Source organism: Thermoactinomyces daqus (assembly GCF_000763315.1).
Taxonomy (GTDB): Bacteria; Bacillota; Bacilli; order Thermoactinomycetales; family Thermoactinomycetaceae; genus Thermoactinomyces_A; species Thermoactinomyces_A daqus.
Window position 1 is genome coordinate 199,616 of sequence record NZ_JPST01000014.1, and the last position, 15,130, is coordinate 214,745.

General features: G+C 51.2%; 15 protein-coding genes, 1 tRNA gene and 1 other annotated feature. Of the genes, 13 read left to right on the top strand and 3 right to left on the bottom strand.

Translation table 11 applies throughout. The features are described from left to right. Window positions 1–25: 25 nt before the first annotated feature. Window positions 26–2,473, top strand: a complete 2,448-nt coding sequence (gene gyrA, locus JG50_RS0107580) for a DNA gyrase subunit A (RefSeq protein ID WP_033100496.1) — start codon at window positions 26–28, stop codon at window positions 2,471–2,473. Here the strand turns inward: gyrA and JG50_RS0107585 are convergent. Further along, window positions 2,467–3,534, bottom strand: coding sequence for a YaaC family protein (locus tag JG50_RS0107585; protein WP_033100497.1), 1,068 nt, complete (start codon window positions 3,532–3,534; stop codon window positions 2,467–2,469). The genes gyrA and JG50_RS0107585 overlap by 7 nt on opposite strands. 97 nt (window positions 3,535–3,631) lie before the next feature. On the opposite strand from JG50_RS0107585, the gene JG50_RS0107590 reads away from it, so the two are divergent. The 7 genes from JG50_RS0107590 (at window position 3,632) to JG50_RS0107620 (ending at window position 10,909) form a co-directional block, all read left to right on the top strand. Continuing rightward, window positions 3,632–4,483, top strand: a complete 852-nt coding sequence (locus JG50_RS0107590; RefSeq protein WP_033100498.1) for an alpha/beta fold hydrolase — start codon at window positions 3,632–3,634, stop codon at window positions 4,481–4,483. A 162-nt stretch (window positions 4,484–4,645) separates the two neighbouring features. Further along, complete coding sequence (gene guaB, locus JG50_RS0107595; RefSeq protein WP_033100499.1) at window positions 4,646–6,103, top strand: IMP dehydrogenase; 1,458 nt, start codon at window positions 4,646–4,648, stop codon at window positions 6,101–6,103. Between the two features lie 194 nt (window positions 6,104–6,297). After that, window positions 6,298–7,533, top strand: coding sequence for a D-alanyl-D-alanine carboxypeptidase family protein (locus JG50_RS0107600; protein WP_052154100.1), 1,236 nt, complete (start codon window positions 6,298–6,300; stop codon window positions 7,531–7,533). 108 nt (window positions 7,534–7,641) lie between these two features. Next, on the top strand, window positions 7,642–8,535 hold the full coding sequence (gene pdxS / locus JG50_RS0107605; RefSeq protein ID WP_033100500.1) for a pyridoxal 5'-phosphate synthase lyase subunit PdxS: 894 nt from the start codon (window positions 7,642–7,644) through the stop codon (window positions 8,533–8,535). 12 nt (window positions 8,536–8,547) lie between these two features. Continuing rightward, complete coding sequence (pdxT, locus tag JG50_RS0107610; protein ID WP_033100501.1) at window positions 8,548–9,138, top strand: pyridoxal 5'-phosphate synthase glutaminase subunit PdxT; 591 nt, start codon at window positions 8,548–8,550, stop codon at window positions 9,136–9,138. Between the two features lie 26 nt (window positions 9,139–9,164). After that, window positions 9,165–9,391, top strand: a binding site (T-box leader). 41 nt (window positions 9,392–9,432) lie between these two features. Further along, the gene (serS, locus tag JG50_RS0107615) at window positions 9,433–10,719 is read left to right on the top strand and encodes a serine--tRNA ligase (RefSeq protein ID WP_033100502.1); all 1,287 of its coding nucleotides are present in this window, start codon (window positions 9,433–9,435) and stop codon (window positions 10,717–10,719) included. Between the two features lie 100 nt (window positions 10,720–10,819). Then, a tRNA-Ser gene (locus tag JG50_RS0107620) sits at window positions 10,820–10,909 on the top strand. 54 nt (window positions 10,910–10,963) lie between these two features. On the opposite strand, the gene JG50_RS0107625 is transcribed toward JG50_RS0107620, so the two are convergent. Beyond that, on the bottom strand, window positions 10,964–12,112 hold the full coding sequence (locus JG50_RS0107625) for a site-specific integrase (protein WP_033100565.1): 1,149 nt from the start codon (window positions 12,110–12,112) through the stop codon (window positions 10,964–10,966). A 4-nt stretch (window positions 12,113–12,116) separates the two neighbouring features. Continuing rightward, a complete protein-coding gene (locus JG50_RS18760) occupies window positions 12,117–12,668 on the bottom strand; it encodes a transcriptional regulator (RefSeq protein ID WP_052154101.1) in 552 nt (183 codons plus the stop codon). Window positions 12,669–12,948: 280 nt separating this feature from the next. Between JG50_RS18760 and JG50_RS0107635 the strand changes: the two genes are divergently transcribed. The 5 genes from JG50_RS0107635 to JG50_RS0107655 all read left to right on the top strand — a co-directional run bounded on the left by JG50_RS0107635 (window position 12,949) and on the right by JG50_RS0107655 (window position 15,104). After that, on the top strand, window positions 12,949–13,158 hold the full coding sequence (locus tag JG50_RS0107635; protein WP_033100503.1) for a helix-turn-helix domain-containing protein: 210 nt from the start codon (window positions 12,949–12,951) through the stop codon (window positions 13,156–13,158). A gap of 13 nt (window positions 13,159–13,171) precedes the next feature. After that, window positions 13,172–13,441: a helix-turn-helix domain-containing protein gene (locus JG50_RS0107640; RefSeq protein ID WP_052154103.1), complete on the top strand. Its 270-nt coding sequence runs from the start codon at window positions 13,172–13,174 to the stop codon at window positions 13,439–13,441. 77 nt (window positions 13,442–13,518) lie between these two features. Continuing rightward, window positions 13,519–13,815 (top strand): hypothetical protein, encoded by a 297-nt coding sequence (locus JG50_RS0107645; RefSeq protein ID WP_052154104.1) that lies wholly within the window; start codon window positions 13,519–13,521, stop codon window positions 13,813–13,815. Then, entirely contained in the window at window positions 13,815–14,519 is a 705-nt protein-coding gene (locus tag JG50_RS0107650) for a DUF2800 domain-containing protein (protein WP_052154105.1), read from the top strand. Before JG50_RS0107645 ends, JG50_RS0107650 begins: the two co-directional genes overlap by 1 nt. A 27-nt stretch (window positions 14,520–14,546) precedes the next feature. Next, window positions 14,547–15,104, top strand: coding sequence for a DUF2815 family protein (locus JG50_RS0107655; protein WP_152568518.1), 558 nt, complete (start codon window positions 14,547–14,549; stop codon window positions 15,102–15,104). The last annotated feature ends 26 nt before the right edge of the window (window positions 15,105–15,130 follow it).

Here is a 15,130-nt window from a genome sequence, read left to right on the forward strand (position 1 = left end):
CAGTAGGAAGCAGGGAGATGAAACGATGCCAGATATGCAAAGAATTCAAGAAGTGAATATCAGTAAGGAAATGAAGTCTTCGTTTCTGGACTATGCGATGAGCGTAATTGTCAGCCGCGCCCTCCCGGACGTACGCGACGGCCTGAAACCCGTTCATCGCCGGATTTTGTACACTTTGTATGAACTGGGGATGACTCCGGACAAACCGTACAAAAAATCGTCCCGCGTCGTCGGAAACGTTACGGCGAACTATCATCCGCACGGGGATGTGGCGGTATACGATGCGATGGTTCGGATGGCGCAGGATTTCTCTTATCGGTATCCGCTGGTGGACGGACACGGAAACTTCGGGTCAATCGACGGCGATTCGCCCGCGGCCATGCGGTATACCGAAGCGCGGATGGCTCCGATCACGATGGAGTTGTTGCGCGATATCCAGAAGGATACGATCGACTTTGGCCCCAACTATGACGGACAGCAGGAAGAGCCGTTGGTGCTGCCTTCCCGCTTTCCCAATCTGATCGTTAACGGGGCATCCGGGATTGCCGTCGGCATGGCGACCAATATCCCGCCGCATAACCTGTCTGAAGTGATCGACGGAATCCTTCTCCTCCTGGATAATCCAGAGGCGACGATTGAAGATTTGATGCGGATCATCAAGGGTCCTGATTTTCCCACGGGGGGAATCATCCTCGGGCATGACGGGATTCGCAAATCGTACCGCACCGGGCGGGGCAGCATCCGGATCCGGGCGAAAACGCGGATCGAAGAAGCGGGCAGCGGAAAGATGCGCATCGTCGTGGAAGAATTGCCGTACCAAGTGAACAAAGCCAAGCTGGTGGAAAAGATCGCCGAGCTCGTACGCGACAAAAAAATCGACGGAATCACCGACCTGCGCGACGAATCAGACCGGAACGGAATGCGTGTGGTCATTGAACTGCGTCGGGATGTAAACCCAAGGGTCATCCTTAACAATTTGTACAAGCATACCAGCCTGCAATCGAGCTTTGGCGTTAACATGCTGGCGTTGGTTGACGGCCAGCCGCAGGTACTCAACATTAAATCCATTCTTTCCCACTATATCGACCACCAGGTGGAAGTGATCCGCCGGCGCACCCAGTATGATTTGAACAAAGCGGAAGAACGGGCTCACATCCTGGAAGGCTTGCGCATTGCCCTTGACCAGATCGACGAAGTGATCGCCCTCATCCGCGCTTCCGCCACCACTGCCGAAGCTCGTACCGGTTTGATGGAAAAGTTCGGTCTCAGTGAAAAACAAGCCCAGGCGATTCTCGATATGCGTTTGCATCGCCTGACCGGACTGGAACGCGAAAAAATCGAGGCGGAATACGGAGAACTTCAGAAATTGATCGCCAAATTGAAAGACATTCTCGCCGATGAGGCCAAAATCCGCGGCGTCGTGCGGGATGAGCTGAAGGAGATCAAAGAACGGTATGGCGATGAACGCCGCACGATGATTAAAGCCGATGAGGACGAAATTGAGGACGAGGATTTGATCCCCGAAGATGAGGTCGCCATTTTGTTGACCCAGCGTGGATATATCAAGCGGATGCCTTTGTCCACCTACCGGGCGCAACGAAGAGGCGGCAAGGGAATCACGGGGATGGGAACCCGGGAAGACGACTTGGTGCAGCATATGTTTGTCACCCATTCCCATAATCATTTGCTCTTCTTCTCAAACAAGGGGAAAGTGTACCGCCTGAAGGCGTACGAAGTGCCGGAGCTCGGCAGAACCGCGCGCGGGACTCCCGTGATCAACCTGATTCAGATCGACCAGGGCGAGCGCATCGAGGCGGTCATCCCGGTGAAAGAATTCCTGGATAATCAGTTCCTTTTCTTTGCCACGGCTGAAGGCATTGTGAAGAAGACCGCACTCAGCGAATTTGAAAACATTCGCCGCAACGGCCTGTTTGCCATCAATCTTCGTGACGGGGATGAACTGGTTGGCGTCCGCCTGACCGATGGAAATCAGGAAGTCCTGATGGGAACGCGCCAGGGAATGTCGATTCGCTTCCACGAAATGGACGTCAGGGAAATGGGACGTTCGGCCACAGGCGTGAAAGGCATCACGTTAGGTGAAGATGACCGCGTAATCGATATGGATATCGTGATCCCGGACAAATATGTCCTGATCGTCACTCGCAACGGATATGGCAAACGGACGCCGATGGAGGAATACCGCATTCAATCACGCGGCGGTAAAGGGATCAAGACCTTAAGCCTCACAGAGAAAAAAGGAGATGTGGTCGCCCACAAAGTGGTGTCCGAAGATGAAGATCTGATGATCGTGACTCAATCCGGCATTGTCATTCGTCTGAAGATCGCCGAGATTTCCGTGATGGGCCGGTATGCGCAAGGAGTGAAACTGATTTCGCTCGACGAGGACGAAGTATCGGCCGTCGCCCGCGTCCACCGCGAAGAGGAGGAAGACGGAGAAGACGGTAATCAATAAAGGCGAATGATCGATTTTTGACCGTGGAGAAGGTTTAAGACCAGATGGGGGACCTTTCGCGGGATGAGACGGAGCAGTCCGCATACCAGGATTTGCTCTTCTCCGGTGTGATCCAGCATTATCTCCCCCCATAGCGGTGGTTCATAGCGACACAGCATACTCAGCGCAAACAGCAACATGAAATGAACCAGCAATTCATCAACAGGGGTTCCAAGGCAATCATTACCGAACCACAGGTAATGGTTTCCTTTTTTATCTTCATAAAACCAAGGATGGTGAAATCCTTTCTCCCAGTCATTCACATGCCGGACATCGGGATGGCTCCAACGAAGTTGCAGGAGACCGGACCGGATCACCGGAGTGCCAAGGGAGAAGAGTGCCCCTTTGCTGTAATGATTCAGACGGGAAACAAAAGCTTCGGGGGTGAGATGGATCCGGTCGAGAACGGTTTCGGCGATTTCCAGCGGCATCGCCTCGTCTGCATAAAGCGAGGTCTGCCGGCCAACCGTAACCGGAATCAGCGGCGTTTCACCCATAATGCGCTCATAACTGGCGGACAAGTCAGATAGGAAGGAAAACAATGTCTTGAGCCGATATGAGTCTCCCGCATCGGGAGGATTCCCCAATAACCCGGCGACCAGTGGATAAAGCCCTTCTTTTTGTATCCGGACTTCATCCTCGAGCAAACGATAAGATTCACGCTTTCGTTTTCGGGTGGATAACCCATGGCGCAAGACTGAAGTATTTTGCGGATAGTCCGGCACCCGGGTCAGAATCCATGCTTTAATCAAGCTCATCATTCCATAGTAGTCGAGGACAGGCTGCATCCAGATATTTTCTTCCCGTCCCGGCCGGAAAATGGAAAGAGCCTGCCGGATGTAGGCGGAAAACGCTGCCGCATTACGAAAGGCCATCTTTTCCGGTTGCGGGGTTCCGCTTTTTTGGTAAGCGTTCAACAGAAATCTTTGTGCCGACTTTTCGTTGGCAAGCAGGAAATATTGGTCACGGATCCATTCCTCCGGCGATTCGCAATAGATGATGTTTACCGGTTTTGCTTCCAACCCGTTCCCTCCCGTTTTAATCTTCTGCCCTTTATTGTGCTGAAAAGGCGGGAATGATATAACAGAGGTGATTTTTCAGGAGGATCGTAAGGCAGATATGAAAAAGAGATGGATTTGGTGTTTATGCATTCTCCTGTTGTTCGTCTGGGGGACGATTCCTCCGAAGAAGCAAGCACTTCCCGAGAAAAACTCGGATTTGGTTCTTATCCATGGTTTTAACAACCGCCATCAGTGGGGAGAAGCATTTTTAAACACATTGGTCGCTCATTGGAAGTCCGGGCATATTTATGTCCTGTATACCAATCGGTCAGACCGGGTCTGGACGATGCGGATCAATGGAAAGATCGTGACGTTTGCGGGAGAAAATGATCATCAAGCCGGAAACGGCTCAATCGACGCCCAGGCGAAAATTGCCGCGCATAAAATTGATCTCCTGCAAGCAAAATATGGACTTGATCCCCGTTTTGCGGTGATCGCTCACAGCATGGGCGGTCTGGTTGCCCGGGAATTGGTCTACTTGCGGCCGGGCCGGGTGGCGGACCTGGTGACGATTGCCTCACCGCACCATGGAACCCCGCTTGCCAGGGAATACAGTTGGCTGGGGATGTTTGTGCATGGACAAGCGGCTATGGCAGATCTTACTCCTGAGGCGGTGGCGCGGTTTAACCAAAAATATCCCGTACAGGGAAGTTCGTTTGCAAAAGGCGGACACCTTTTTACCATAGCCGGGGATGCGGATGGATGGGGAAACCGCGGATGGCATGGGGAATTGGCGGTCGGATGGACGCTTCTAGCCCTGAAGTACGGTTCGGACAGCGATGGTGTTGTACGTGACGGAGAAGCGACGATCAAAGGGGCCATTCATGTTAAAACGTTCCCGGATGATGACCATCTGCAGCTGATTCAGAAACCAGAGGTAGCGGAAACCATTAGCAGCATCCTTCCCTGAACCGTTGGTTATCCACAGAAAAGTTTAGTTATGCACAAGATCCTGTGGATAACTTGTGAATGATTGTGGACAACTTTTTGGCAAAAAATGAAAAATCTTGACGACTTGGCAAGGATACTGTTACACTTGCTAGAAAAAATTTGGGCCAAAGGGGAAAGCGATATGTGGGATCAGAAGTTTGCCAAGGAAGGTTTTACCTTTGACGATGTTTTATTGGTCCCGGCGAAATCGGAAATTTTGCCGCGAGACGTCGAGACCGGCACCACGCTGACGGATCGGGTGAAACTCAATATTCCGCTGATCAGTGCGGGGATGGATACCGTGACCGAATCAGCCTTGGCCATTGCGATTGCCCGGCAGGGAGGCATCGGTGTCATTCACAAAAACATGAAAGTGGAAGAGCAGGCTGAAGAAGTAGACCGGGTCAAGCGCTCTGAGAGCGGAGTCATCACCAATCCGTTTTACTTGACACCTGAGCACAAAGTTCATGATGCGGAAGAACTGATGGCGAAATACCGGATTTCCGGTGTGCCGATTGTCGATGAAAACCGCCGCCTGATGGGGATTATCACCAACCGTGACCTGCGTTTTGTCCGTGATTATTCCACCCCGATCGCCGAAGTGATGACCAAGGAAAAATTGGTGACGGCACCGGTGGGAACGACCCTGAAAGAGGCGGAAGCGATTCTGCAACAACATAAGATCGAGAAATTGCCTTTGGTCGACGAAGAAGGCATTTTAAAAGGACTCATTACCATCAAGGATATTGAAAAAGCGGAGCTGTTCCCGCAAGCGGCCAAAGATGCCCACGGAAGGTTACTCGTCGGGGCGGCTGTCGGGGTGACCAAGGATACGATGCGCCGGGTGGCGGCATTGGTGGAAGCAGAAGCGGATATGATCGTCGTTGATACTGCTCACGGCCACTCCCAGGGTGTGTTGGACATGGTGCGGGAGATCAGAAGACAGTATCCCGACCTGGTGATCGTTGCCGGTAACGTCGCCACGGGAGAAGGCACCCGCGATTTGATTGAAGCCGGGGCCAGTGTGGTCAAAGTGGGAATCGGTCCGGGCTCGATTTGTACAACCCGTGTCGTTGCAGGAATCGGTGTGCCGCAGATTACAGCCATCTACGACTGTGCCACCGTTGCGCGCCAATATGGCGTTCCGATTATCGCCGATGGCGGCATCCGTTTCTCCGGGGATATTGTCAAAGCGATCGCGGCCGGGGCAGATGCAGTCATGCTGGGCAGCCTTTTCGCCGGAACGGAAGAAGCACCGGGAGAATCGGAGATTTATCAGGGCCGCCGCTTCAAGGTGTACCGCGGGATGGGATCAATCGGTGCGATGCAGGCAGGCAGCAAGGACCGCTATTTCCAAGAAAATGTGCAAAAGTTGGTTCCGGAAGGCATTGAGGGACGCGTTCCGTACAAAGGGCCGCTTGCCGATACCATTTACCAATTGATCGGAGGCCTGCGCGCAGGCATGGGCTATTGCGGAACCAGAACATTGGCCGAATTAAAAGAGAAATCCCGTTTTATTCGCATTTCCAGCGCTTCGCTCAGGGAAAGCCATCCTCATGATGTTCAGATTACCAAAGAAGCTCCAAACTACCATATGTGACCAATTTCTTTCACCGAACAAGCAGAAAAACGCTTCTGCTTGTTCATTTCTTTTTTCCCGTTCCTCTTCTATACTGGATTAAGGGGTCGGGAAATTTCCGACATTTGGCCGGCCGTGGCCCGAACCGGATTTACATAAATATGTCAGTCTTGTCAATGTTTTGCAGCAAATGAGGGAGAATGGAGAATGACCTGATGAAAAACAAAATAAACATCTGCTGTTGTCTTTGTTTGCTTGTCTTCATGAGTTGGATTACGAATCCGGCAATGGCAGCTGCCGCGGGGATGAAACCGGATGTTCAGGCAAAGTCCTATATCCTGATCGATTTTCAGTCCGGGGAGATTCTTGATGAGAAAAATGCCGAAGTGCCGTACCCGCCTGCCAGCATGACCAAAATGATGACCGTGTTCGTTGTACTGGACCAGATTAAAAGCGGGAAGATTCACTGGGATGATCTCGTCACCATAAGCCCGCGGGTGGCTGCGATCAATGAAGCGCAGATCAACCTTACACCCGGAGAAAAAATCACTGTGCGTGAGCTGTTTATCGCCGCTCTGGTCGAATCGGCCAATGATGCGGCTGTGGCCTTGGCAGAATATGTGGGGGGGACGGAAGAAAACTTTGTCGCCATGATGAATCAAAAGGCGAAGGAACTGGGAATGAACCATACACATTTCAATTGCGCGTCCGGCCTTGATTTCCGCCTTTATCCCGACCCGCCGAAAGTTTCCGGGCCAAACGTGATGTCCGCTCATGATACGGCCATCCTGGCGACCAAGCTGATTCAAACGTATCCCGAAATCCTGAAAACGACGTCCATCCCTTACTATACATTTTTTATAGGAACGAAGAAGCAACTGAAGGTGACCAACTGGGATTTGATGCTGCCCGGGCTCAAGTATTCCTACCCGGGAGTGGATGGACTGAAAACGGGGCATACCAACACGGCGGGTTATTGTTTTACGGGGACCGCCCAGCGTGGTGATCTTCGTCTGATTTCCGTTGTCATGGGAACCCGTTCCGACGATCACCGGTTTTTGGAGACGAAAAAGTTGTTTGACTACGGTTTTCAGGAATTCGTCCCGCAAGTGCTGGTGAAAAAGGGAGGTCAGATCCCGGGAACAAAAGAGCTGGCCTTGCCTGACGGAGTGGAACGCACCGTTCCGGTAACCGTGGACAAGGCGGTTAAACTTCCCGTGCATAAAGGGGAGAGTGCCCGTTACCAGGTGAAGGTAACGTTCAAGCCCCGATTGAATGCTCCGCTCAAGCAAGGGGAAGTGGTCGGCACAGCTCAAGTGCTCTATAACGGAAAACCGGTCCAAGGGGTGGAACCGACTCCGGTCGTGACGGCCAAAGCGGTGGAAAAAGCGAGCTGGATTCGCCTGTTTTTCCGGGAAATAGGGGATACCGTAAAGAATTGGTTTAATTAAATTTATTTTTCAAATGGATTTTTTCAACTATAATAAAATGGGGAGGAGAGCAAGGAATTCCGATTGCTCTCCCGGTTTTTAGCTGGTACATCAAGGGGGTTATCCGAAATGAGTGAAGTGCGTAAAGTCGGAACAGATCGCGTCAAACGCGGGATGGCCGAAATGCAAAAAGGCGGCGTCATCATGGACGTTGTCAATGCTGAACAAGCGAAAATTGCGGAACAAGCCGGAGCAGTGGCCGTTATGGCACTGGAACGCGTTCCGTCCGATATTCGTGCAGCCGGCGGTGTCGCCCGCATGGCAGACCCGCGTGTGATCGAGGAAGTGATGGGAGCCGTATCGATTCCGGTTATGGCCAAAGCACGGATCGGTCATTTTGTGGAAGCGCGCCTGCTTGAAGCGATGGGCGTCGATTACATCGATGAAAGTGAAGTTTTGACACCGGCAGATGATCTGTACCATATCGATAAATCGCAATTTACCGTTCCGTTTGTTTGCGGTGCGCGTGACCTCGGGGAAGCATTGCGCCGGATCGGGGAAGGGGCGTCCATGATCCGCACCAAAGGGGAACCGGGCACCGGAAACATCGTTGAAGCGGTTCGCCATATGCGCATGATGCAAAGCCAGATTCGCAAGGTGCAAAGCATGTCCCGCGATGAGCTGATGGCTGAGGCGAAAAAACTGGGGGCTCCGTACGACTTGCTCTTGCAAGTGCATGAAACGGGCAAACTGCCTGTGGTCAACTTTGCCGCCGGCGGTGTGGCAACGCCTGCCGACGCTGCTCTGATGATGCATCTTGGTGCAGACGGTGTCTTTGTCGGCTCCGGGATCTTCAAATCGGAAAATCCGGAGAAATATGCACGCGCCATCGTTCAGGCCACCACGCACTATGAAGATTTCGGCCTGATTGCCGAAGTGTCCAAAGATCTTGGCACACCGATGACCGGAATTGAAATTTCCAAACTGCGTGCGGAAGAACGGATGCAGGAGCGCGGCTGGTAGGAGGTTGGAGCGATGAAAATTGGCGTACTGGCTTTACAAGGAGCGGTGCGCGAACATGTGCGCTTGCTGGAACAGGCTGGAGCCGAGGCAGTAGCGGTGAAACGGGTCGAGCAGCTGAGCGATTTGGATGGCCTGGTGATTCCGGGCGGCGAGTCGACCACCATCAGCAAATTGATGAATGAGTATCAGATGACTGAGCCGATCCGCCAGATGTACCAGAGCGGCAAACCGATCTTTGGCACTTGCGCCGGAATGATCCTGATTGCCAGCCGCATAGAAGGCCGGGACGAGCCACATCTCGGCCTGATGGATATCACGGTGAAGCGAAACGCCTTTGGCCGGCAACGGGAGAGCTTTGAGGCGAGCCTTGATGTCAAAGGGATCGGCGATCAGTTTCAAGCGGTTTTTATCCGTGCACCATACATTGAAGAAGTGGGGCCGGGTGTGGAAATCCTGGCCGAAGTGGATGGGAAAATTGTCGCTGCCCGGCAAGGTCATCTTCTGGCGGCCGCTTTCCATCCTGAACTGACAGATGATGTGCGTTTCCATGCCTATTTTATCGAAATGGTTCGCGAATCGATGGTTACAAATGCAGAAGTTTAGGATATAATATGTAGTAAACTTTTGATATCGACGCGAAGAAGAGGCTAGTAGCTGCCGGCAGTTCGGTTCAGAGAGGCGATGGCTGGTGCGAATCGCTCCGGACGGGCGGCGAATCCACCTCGGAGCGAGGCGTGAAGGGAACAAACCCGAAGCGCATTCGGTTACGAGCCGTTATTTCGGAAGAGCGGGTTTATCCTGTCACAGCGACAGGCAGACCAATAAGGGTGGCAACGCGGAACCTTCCGTCCCTTTGGGGAGTGGGAGGTTTTTATTATGGTTAGGAGGTGCAGACCCGTGTTGGACAACAAGTTGTTGCGCAGCAATATGGATGAGGTGAAACAACGGCTTTCCACCAGACAGGGAGAATGGCCGGGGCTCGATACCTTCCTGCAGCTGGATGAGCGCCGCCGCGAAGGGATCAGGAGGGCGGAACAGCTCAAGAATAAGCGCAATGTCGTTTCCAAAGAAATTGCCCAAAAGAAAAAGAACAAAGAAGATGCCGAAGCGGATATACTGGAAATGCGCCGGGTCGGGGATGAGATCAAGCAATTGGATGAGGAATTGAGACAATTGGATGCACAGTTGGAAGAAATATTGCTCAGCCTTCCCAATTTGCCGCATGAGAGCGTGCCCGTCGGGGCTTCCGAAGAGGAAAATGTCCCTGTGCGCAAATGGGGCGAGCCGCCGCAACCCGATTTTGTCATCAAACCGCACTGGGAGATTGCCGAAGAACTCGACATCCTCGATTTTGAACGGGCGGCGAAAGTGACCGGCTCCCGTTTCGTCTTTTACAAAGGTTTGGGAGCGCGTCTCGAACGGGCCTTGATCAACTTCATGCTCGACCTGCATATCCAGGAACACGGCTATACGGAAATGATGCCCCCTTACATCGTCAACCGGCAGGCCATGACCGGAACCGGACAACTGCCCAAGTTTGAAGAAGACGCTTTCAAGCTGGCGGATAATGAGGATTACTTCCTCATCCCGACCGCGGAAGTGCCTGTAACCAATTATCATGCGGGTGAGATTCTGGCAGCTGAGGAACTCCCCAAATATTACACCGCCTTCAGCAGTTGTTTCCGTTCCGAAGCCGGTTCGGCCGGACGGGATACACGCGGACTGATTCGTGTGCATCAATTTAACAAAGTCGAAATGATCAAATTGGTGAGACCGGAAGATTCTTATGACGAGCTCGAACTGATGGTGCAAAATGCCGAAGAAGTGTTGAAGCGCCTTGAACTTCCCTATCGCGTCGTCGCTCTCTGTACAGGAGACCTCGGTTTCAGTGCGGCCAAAACATACGATCTTGAGGTTTGGATGCCGAGCTACAATACTTACCGGGAAATCTCGTCCTGCAGCAACTGCGAGGATTTCCAAGCCCGCCGCGCCAACATCCGCTTTCGCCGCGATGCCAAGGCAAAACCGGAGTTTGTGCACACGCTCAACGGGTCCGGTCTTGCCGTCGGCCGCACCGTCGCCGCCATCCTGGAAAACGGCCAGGAAGCCAACGGGAGCGTCCGCATTCCCAAAGCTCTGCAACCTTACATGGGCGGACTTGAACGGATCAGCAAAAAGGGATGAGAAGCAGTTGCGGGTTCCGGGTAATTGCCGGACCCGCTCTCTCCTCGTTGACAAAAGGAAAAAAATCAGTATAATTAGATTCTGTAACGAAATAGATCGTGGAGAGGTGGTCGAGTGGTTTAAGGCAGCGGTCTTGAAAACCGCCGAGGGTTCACGCCCTCCGTGGGTTCGAATCCCACCCTCTCCGCCACTTTTGAGGATCGCGAGTACATAAAAAAGAAAGGTTTGCAAACAGATTGCAAACCTAATCCCCGAATAGGAGGTTGTCCAGTTTTTGGGCAGCTTCTTTTTGCATGTTGGGCATTACGTGACTGTATAAGTCCATGGTGATGGTAATTGTGGAGTGGCCTAGGCGCTCTGATACAACTTTGGGGTGTTCGCCTTGTTGGAGTAGTAGGGTGGCGTGGGTATGCCGGAGATCATGAAATCGGATCGGGGGGAGGTTGGCCTTCCGAATAAATTGGCCAAATGCTTTTGAGAGGTAATCAAGATCAAAAGGCGTTCCGTCTGGTCTGCAAAAGATCAGATCATGATCCTGGTATGCAGGGCCCAATGCCATTTTTTGCTCAAGTTGTTTCCGCTTTATCTTCTTGAGCATTTTGACTACCGAGTCTGAAACTGCGATAGATCGTCGGCTTCCGTCTGTTTTAGCGCTGTCCCGGAATACAAATCCGCTGTCTTTGGTTCTGTGCAAGGTGCGTCTTATACTAATAAGTTGATTTTCAAAATCAACATCCGACCATCGAAGCGCGAATATTTCACCTCGACGCATTCCGGTATTAACGGCAAAGAAGATCGGCTCATAGAGTTTTGAATTTTCCGCCGCCTTTAATAAGAGTAAGACTTCATCCCGAGTGAGTACTTGGATTTGTTTCCTTTTTGGTTTAGGCGGTGAAACAGCTCGCACTGGGTTAACTGTGATCACTTGCCATTTCACCGCTTGTTCTAATGCTTTGTGTAATAGCCTGTGGTGATGGTGTACGGTTCGAGCCGACAGTCCGCCTTTTTTATCCGATCTGCCATGATCTAACTTATCCGAGTAATACTTTTGAATGTGCATCGGTTTGAGTCGATCCAGCGTGATCTTGCCGAGAGACGGGATTAAATGGTTTCTAATAATAGACTCGTAACCCTCATAGGTTCGAGGAGCGCAATTTGTTAACGCGTAGTCTTGTAACCACCGCTTGAGGTAATCTTCCAGGGTGATCTTTGACGGCTCAATAAAAACTCCCTGATTAAGTTCATGGATCTTTGTGGCCATCGCGCGCTCGGCTTCTTTTTTGGTATTAAAACCGGAAAACCATTTTTGCTTTCTTTTCCCCGTCTCGGGATCACGGCCAAGATCAATAATGAAACACCATTTAGAACCCCGTTTCCGCACGTGACCCTTCAATATATCACCTCTGTTCCTCATCCATCAGGGCCTCTACATGAGCTAATAAGGGGCGTAACTGATATTCTGGCAACGTTTCCCCGTCTGATCCTAATAATAAGCCTTCTTTTAAAATGGCCCGCAGTTGCGAGACGTTGAGCGCTTTAACTGGTTTAGACTCGCTTAAGATTAAAGATAATTTCTCTTTCTTTTTAGCTCCGTCCAGGACTGCTTTCAGGGCGCTTTCAACGTCCCCGGTTTCTTTTAATTTGGACGTGAAATCATCAGTTAAGTCGTCCATATTGCTAAGGTATTTATAAACGTCAAGCTCCTCTTTGATGTCATCCGGAATCTTTTCGATGTACCCCTTTATAATTAGCCGTTGCGCATCTCCTCCTGTAACTTCGGCCAGCACTCTGGAGATTTCCTCTGAGGGTGCTGGCCGTTTTCCGAGTCGAAGCTTACTTATATAAGTTGGGTGAATTTTGACTCCCCTTTTTCCGCACTCCTCGGCGATGCGTTCCAGCGTCATTCCTGAGTTTTTAATATATTCTTGTAGAAGTTCTGCGTAAGTCATGTAATTTTCACCTCCTTCACTTGAAATAATATCTTTTCTAGACAAAAACGTCAATACAAAAGGATAAAATTGCTTGACCGCGAATGTATGTTTGTATTATAATCCTCGAATCTGACGCGAAAGTCTATAGACAAAAAAGTCTTGACGACTGAAAATCGACTGGGCTATAATAGCTATACCGGCGGAAACGCCGGGAAAAAAGTCCTTGACAAAATAGTCTGGACGGTATATCATGGATTTAAGCAAGACAGACAAGACAGTCTTGGGGAGGAGGCCTCAGATGCAAAACAGAATCCGGGAGATCCGCAAAGCCAAAGGCTTAACACAGCATCAGTTAGCATTTCTGTTTCACGAACCGTTACATCCCACAGTAATCTCAAGATGGGAGCGAGGCGTTTCCTCGCCATCGTCCGAGAACTTGTTCGAGCTAGCGCGAATTCTTGAGGTAAAACCGGATGAGCTTTTCATCGAGACAGACAGTCAGTCATGAAAGGGTGGGGCCCATGGAGCCGATGGTAAATCTGCTGAAGGCGATTGCCGATCTTAATGAGGAGGTAATCCGGTTGGCGGCCCGGTTTGACCAAAGCTCTTCTGAGTCTTTGGTCTACAGCGTGGAACAGGCCGCCGAAGTCTTGGGAGTATCAAGGAGCAAAATGTATGACCTGCTCCACCGGCCAGACTTTCCGGTCGTGGACTTGGGCCATCGGCGAGTGATCCCAAGAAAGCAGTTATCGGCTTGGTTGGATCAACAATGCATGAAAAAAGCCCGGTAAAACCGGGGCCCAGAGAAAAATACAGGTTTGAGACCATGATACCAGAAAGCTCTAAAATTGCAAGGGAGGTTTTAAACTTGAAAATCACTATCGAACTCCCTGATGAGTTGGCAAAAGCGCTTTTAGACATCGCGAAGGTTTTGGCGCAACATATCAAAATCGAAGAAGAGCCGAAAGCCGAAGAGCATCCGAAAGCCGAAGAGCATCCGAAAGTGAAGCTCGAAGAAGTACGCGCCAAACTGGCCGAGTTATCAAGAGCCGGTAAACGCGATGCAGTTAAAGATTTGATCCAGTCTTTCGGTGTTCAGCGCTTGACAGACATACCAAAAGAAAAATTGCCTGCTGTGCTTGAGAAGGCAAAGGAGATCGCCTGATGAAGCATGCCATACTATCCGCCTCTGGCGCTCACCGGTGGCTCAAGTGTACGCCGAGCGCCAGGCTCGAACAGAACATAAAAGATGAAACCAGTCCATATGCACAGGAAGGTACAAGAGCCCACGCACTCGCTGAACATTGGCTCCAATATGAATTAGGCCTACGGCTTGACGCTCCGCAAGGTGAGCCGGAAATGATGAGCTACGTAAAAATCTACGTTGACACTGTACTGGATCGTATAACCCCTGATTCGATGGTCATGCTCGAACGCCGGTTAGACTTTAGCAATTGGGTTCCTCACGGTTTTGGGACTGGTGATGCAGTCATTGTGAATGATCGGCGCTTAGAGATCGTCGATCTAAAGTATGGGAAGGGCGTTCCAGTGTCAGCCGAGAACAATCCGCAACTTCGACTTTATGCATTAGGCGCTGTTTATGAGTTTGGGTTATTGTACGATTTTACAGTCGTGAGGATGACGATTGTACAGCCTCGATTAGATATCATCTCGACGGAAGAATTGACGACCAGTGAACTCTTGGAATGGGGAGACTCAATAGAGCCTTTAGCTCGGGAGGCCTTCGCTGGTAAAGGCGAGCTAAACCCAGGAGATCATTGCCGATTTTGTAAAGTTCGGTCAACGTGTGAAGCTCGGTCAGAAGCGAATCTGAGACAAGCAAGACTTGATTTCCAACAAAATGACTAAAAAGGGAGAATGATCAAAATGGCTCAAATGGTTAAAAGTGCTCAAACGACGAAAGTAGTTACCGGGAAAGTCCGTTTCTCTTATGTGAACGCGTTCCAACCTCGTGCCGCTGTGGAAGGCCAAGATCCGAAATACTCTGTGTGCGTCTTGATTCCGAAAACCGATAAGAGAACGCTGGCCCGCATCAAAGCCGCTATCGAAGCCGCGAAAGAGAAAGGCAAAGAACGTTGGGGTGGGAAAGTGCCGGCGATGCTTAAAACCCCGCTCCGTGACGGAGATGTAGAGCGCCCGGATCAACCGGAATTCGCTGGCTGCTATTTCCTGAACGCCTCCAGCAAATTCAAACCGGGAGTTGTGGACGCCGACTTGAACCCAGTTTTAGACCCTTCGGAATTTTACTCCGGCTGCTATGGACGCGCTTCTCTCAACTTCTATCCTTACAGCGTCTCTGGTAATCGCGGGATCGCAGCAGGTTTGAATAACCTTCAAAAACTGGAAGACGGCGAGCCGCTTGGCGGGCGTGTCAGCGCTCAAAGCGAGTTCGGCAGCTTTGAAGACGATGAAGAAGATGATTTCTTAGGATAAGCGCAACAGGGAGAAGGCCCAACGCC

Coding starts and splice junctions, on each gene's coding strand:
- pdxS (WP_033100500.1), top strand. CDS start 7,642: ATGAGTGAAGTGCGTAAAGTCGGAACAGATCGCGTCAAACGCGGGATG.
- JG50_RS0107590 (WP_033100498.1), top strand. CDS start 3,632: ATGAAAAAGAGATGGATTTGGTGTTTATGCATTCTCCTGTTGTTCGTC.
- JG50_RS0107600 (WP_052154100.1), top strand. CDS start 6,298: ATGAAAAACAAAATAAACATCTGCTGTTGTCTTTGTTTGCTTGTCTTC.
- pdxT (WP_033100501.1), top strand. CDS start 8,548: ATGAAAATTGGCGTACTGGCTTTACAAGGAGCGGTGCGCGAACATGTG.
- guaB (WP_033100499.1), top strand. CDS start 4,646: ATGTGGGATCAGAAGTTTGCCAAGGAAGGTTTTACCTTTGACGATGTT.
- JG50_RS0107640 (WP_052154103.1), top strand. CDS start 13,172: ATGGAGCCGATGGTAAATCTGCTGAAGGCGATTGCCGATCTTAATGAG.
- JG50_RS18760 (WP_052154101.1), bottom strand. CDS start 12,668: ATGACTTACGCAGAACTTCTACAAGAATATATTAAAAACTCAGGAATG.
- JG50_RS0107650 (WP_052154105.1), top strand. CDS start 13,815: ATGAAGCATGCCATACTATCCGCCTCTGGCGCTCACCGGTGGCTCAAG.
- gyrA (WP_033100496.1), top strand. CDS start 26: ATGCCAGATATGCAAAGAATTCAAGAAGTGAATATCAGTAAGGAAATG.
- JG50_RS0107635 (WP_033100503.1), top strand. CDS start 12,949: ATGCAAAACAGAATCCGGGAGATCCGCAAAGCCAAAGGCTTAACACAG.
- JG50_RS0107655 (WP_152568518.1), top strand. CDS start 14,547: ATGGTTAAAAGTGCTCAAACGACGAAAGTAGTTACCGGGAAAGTCCGT.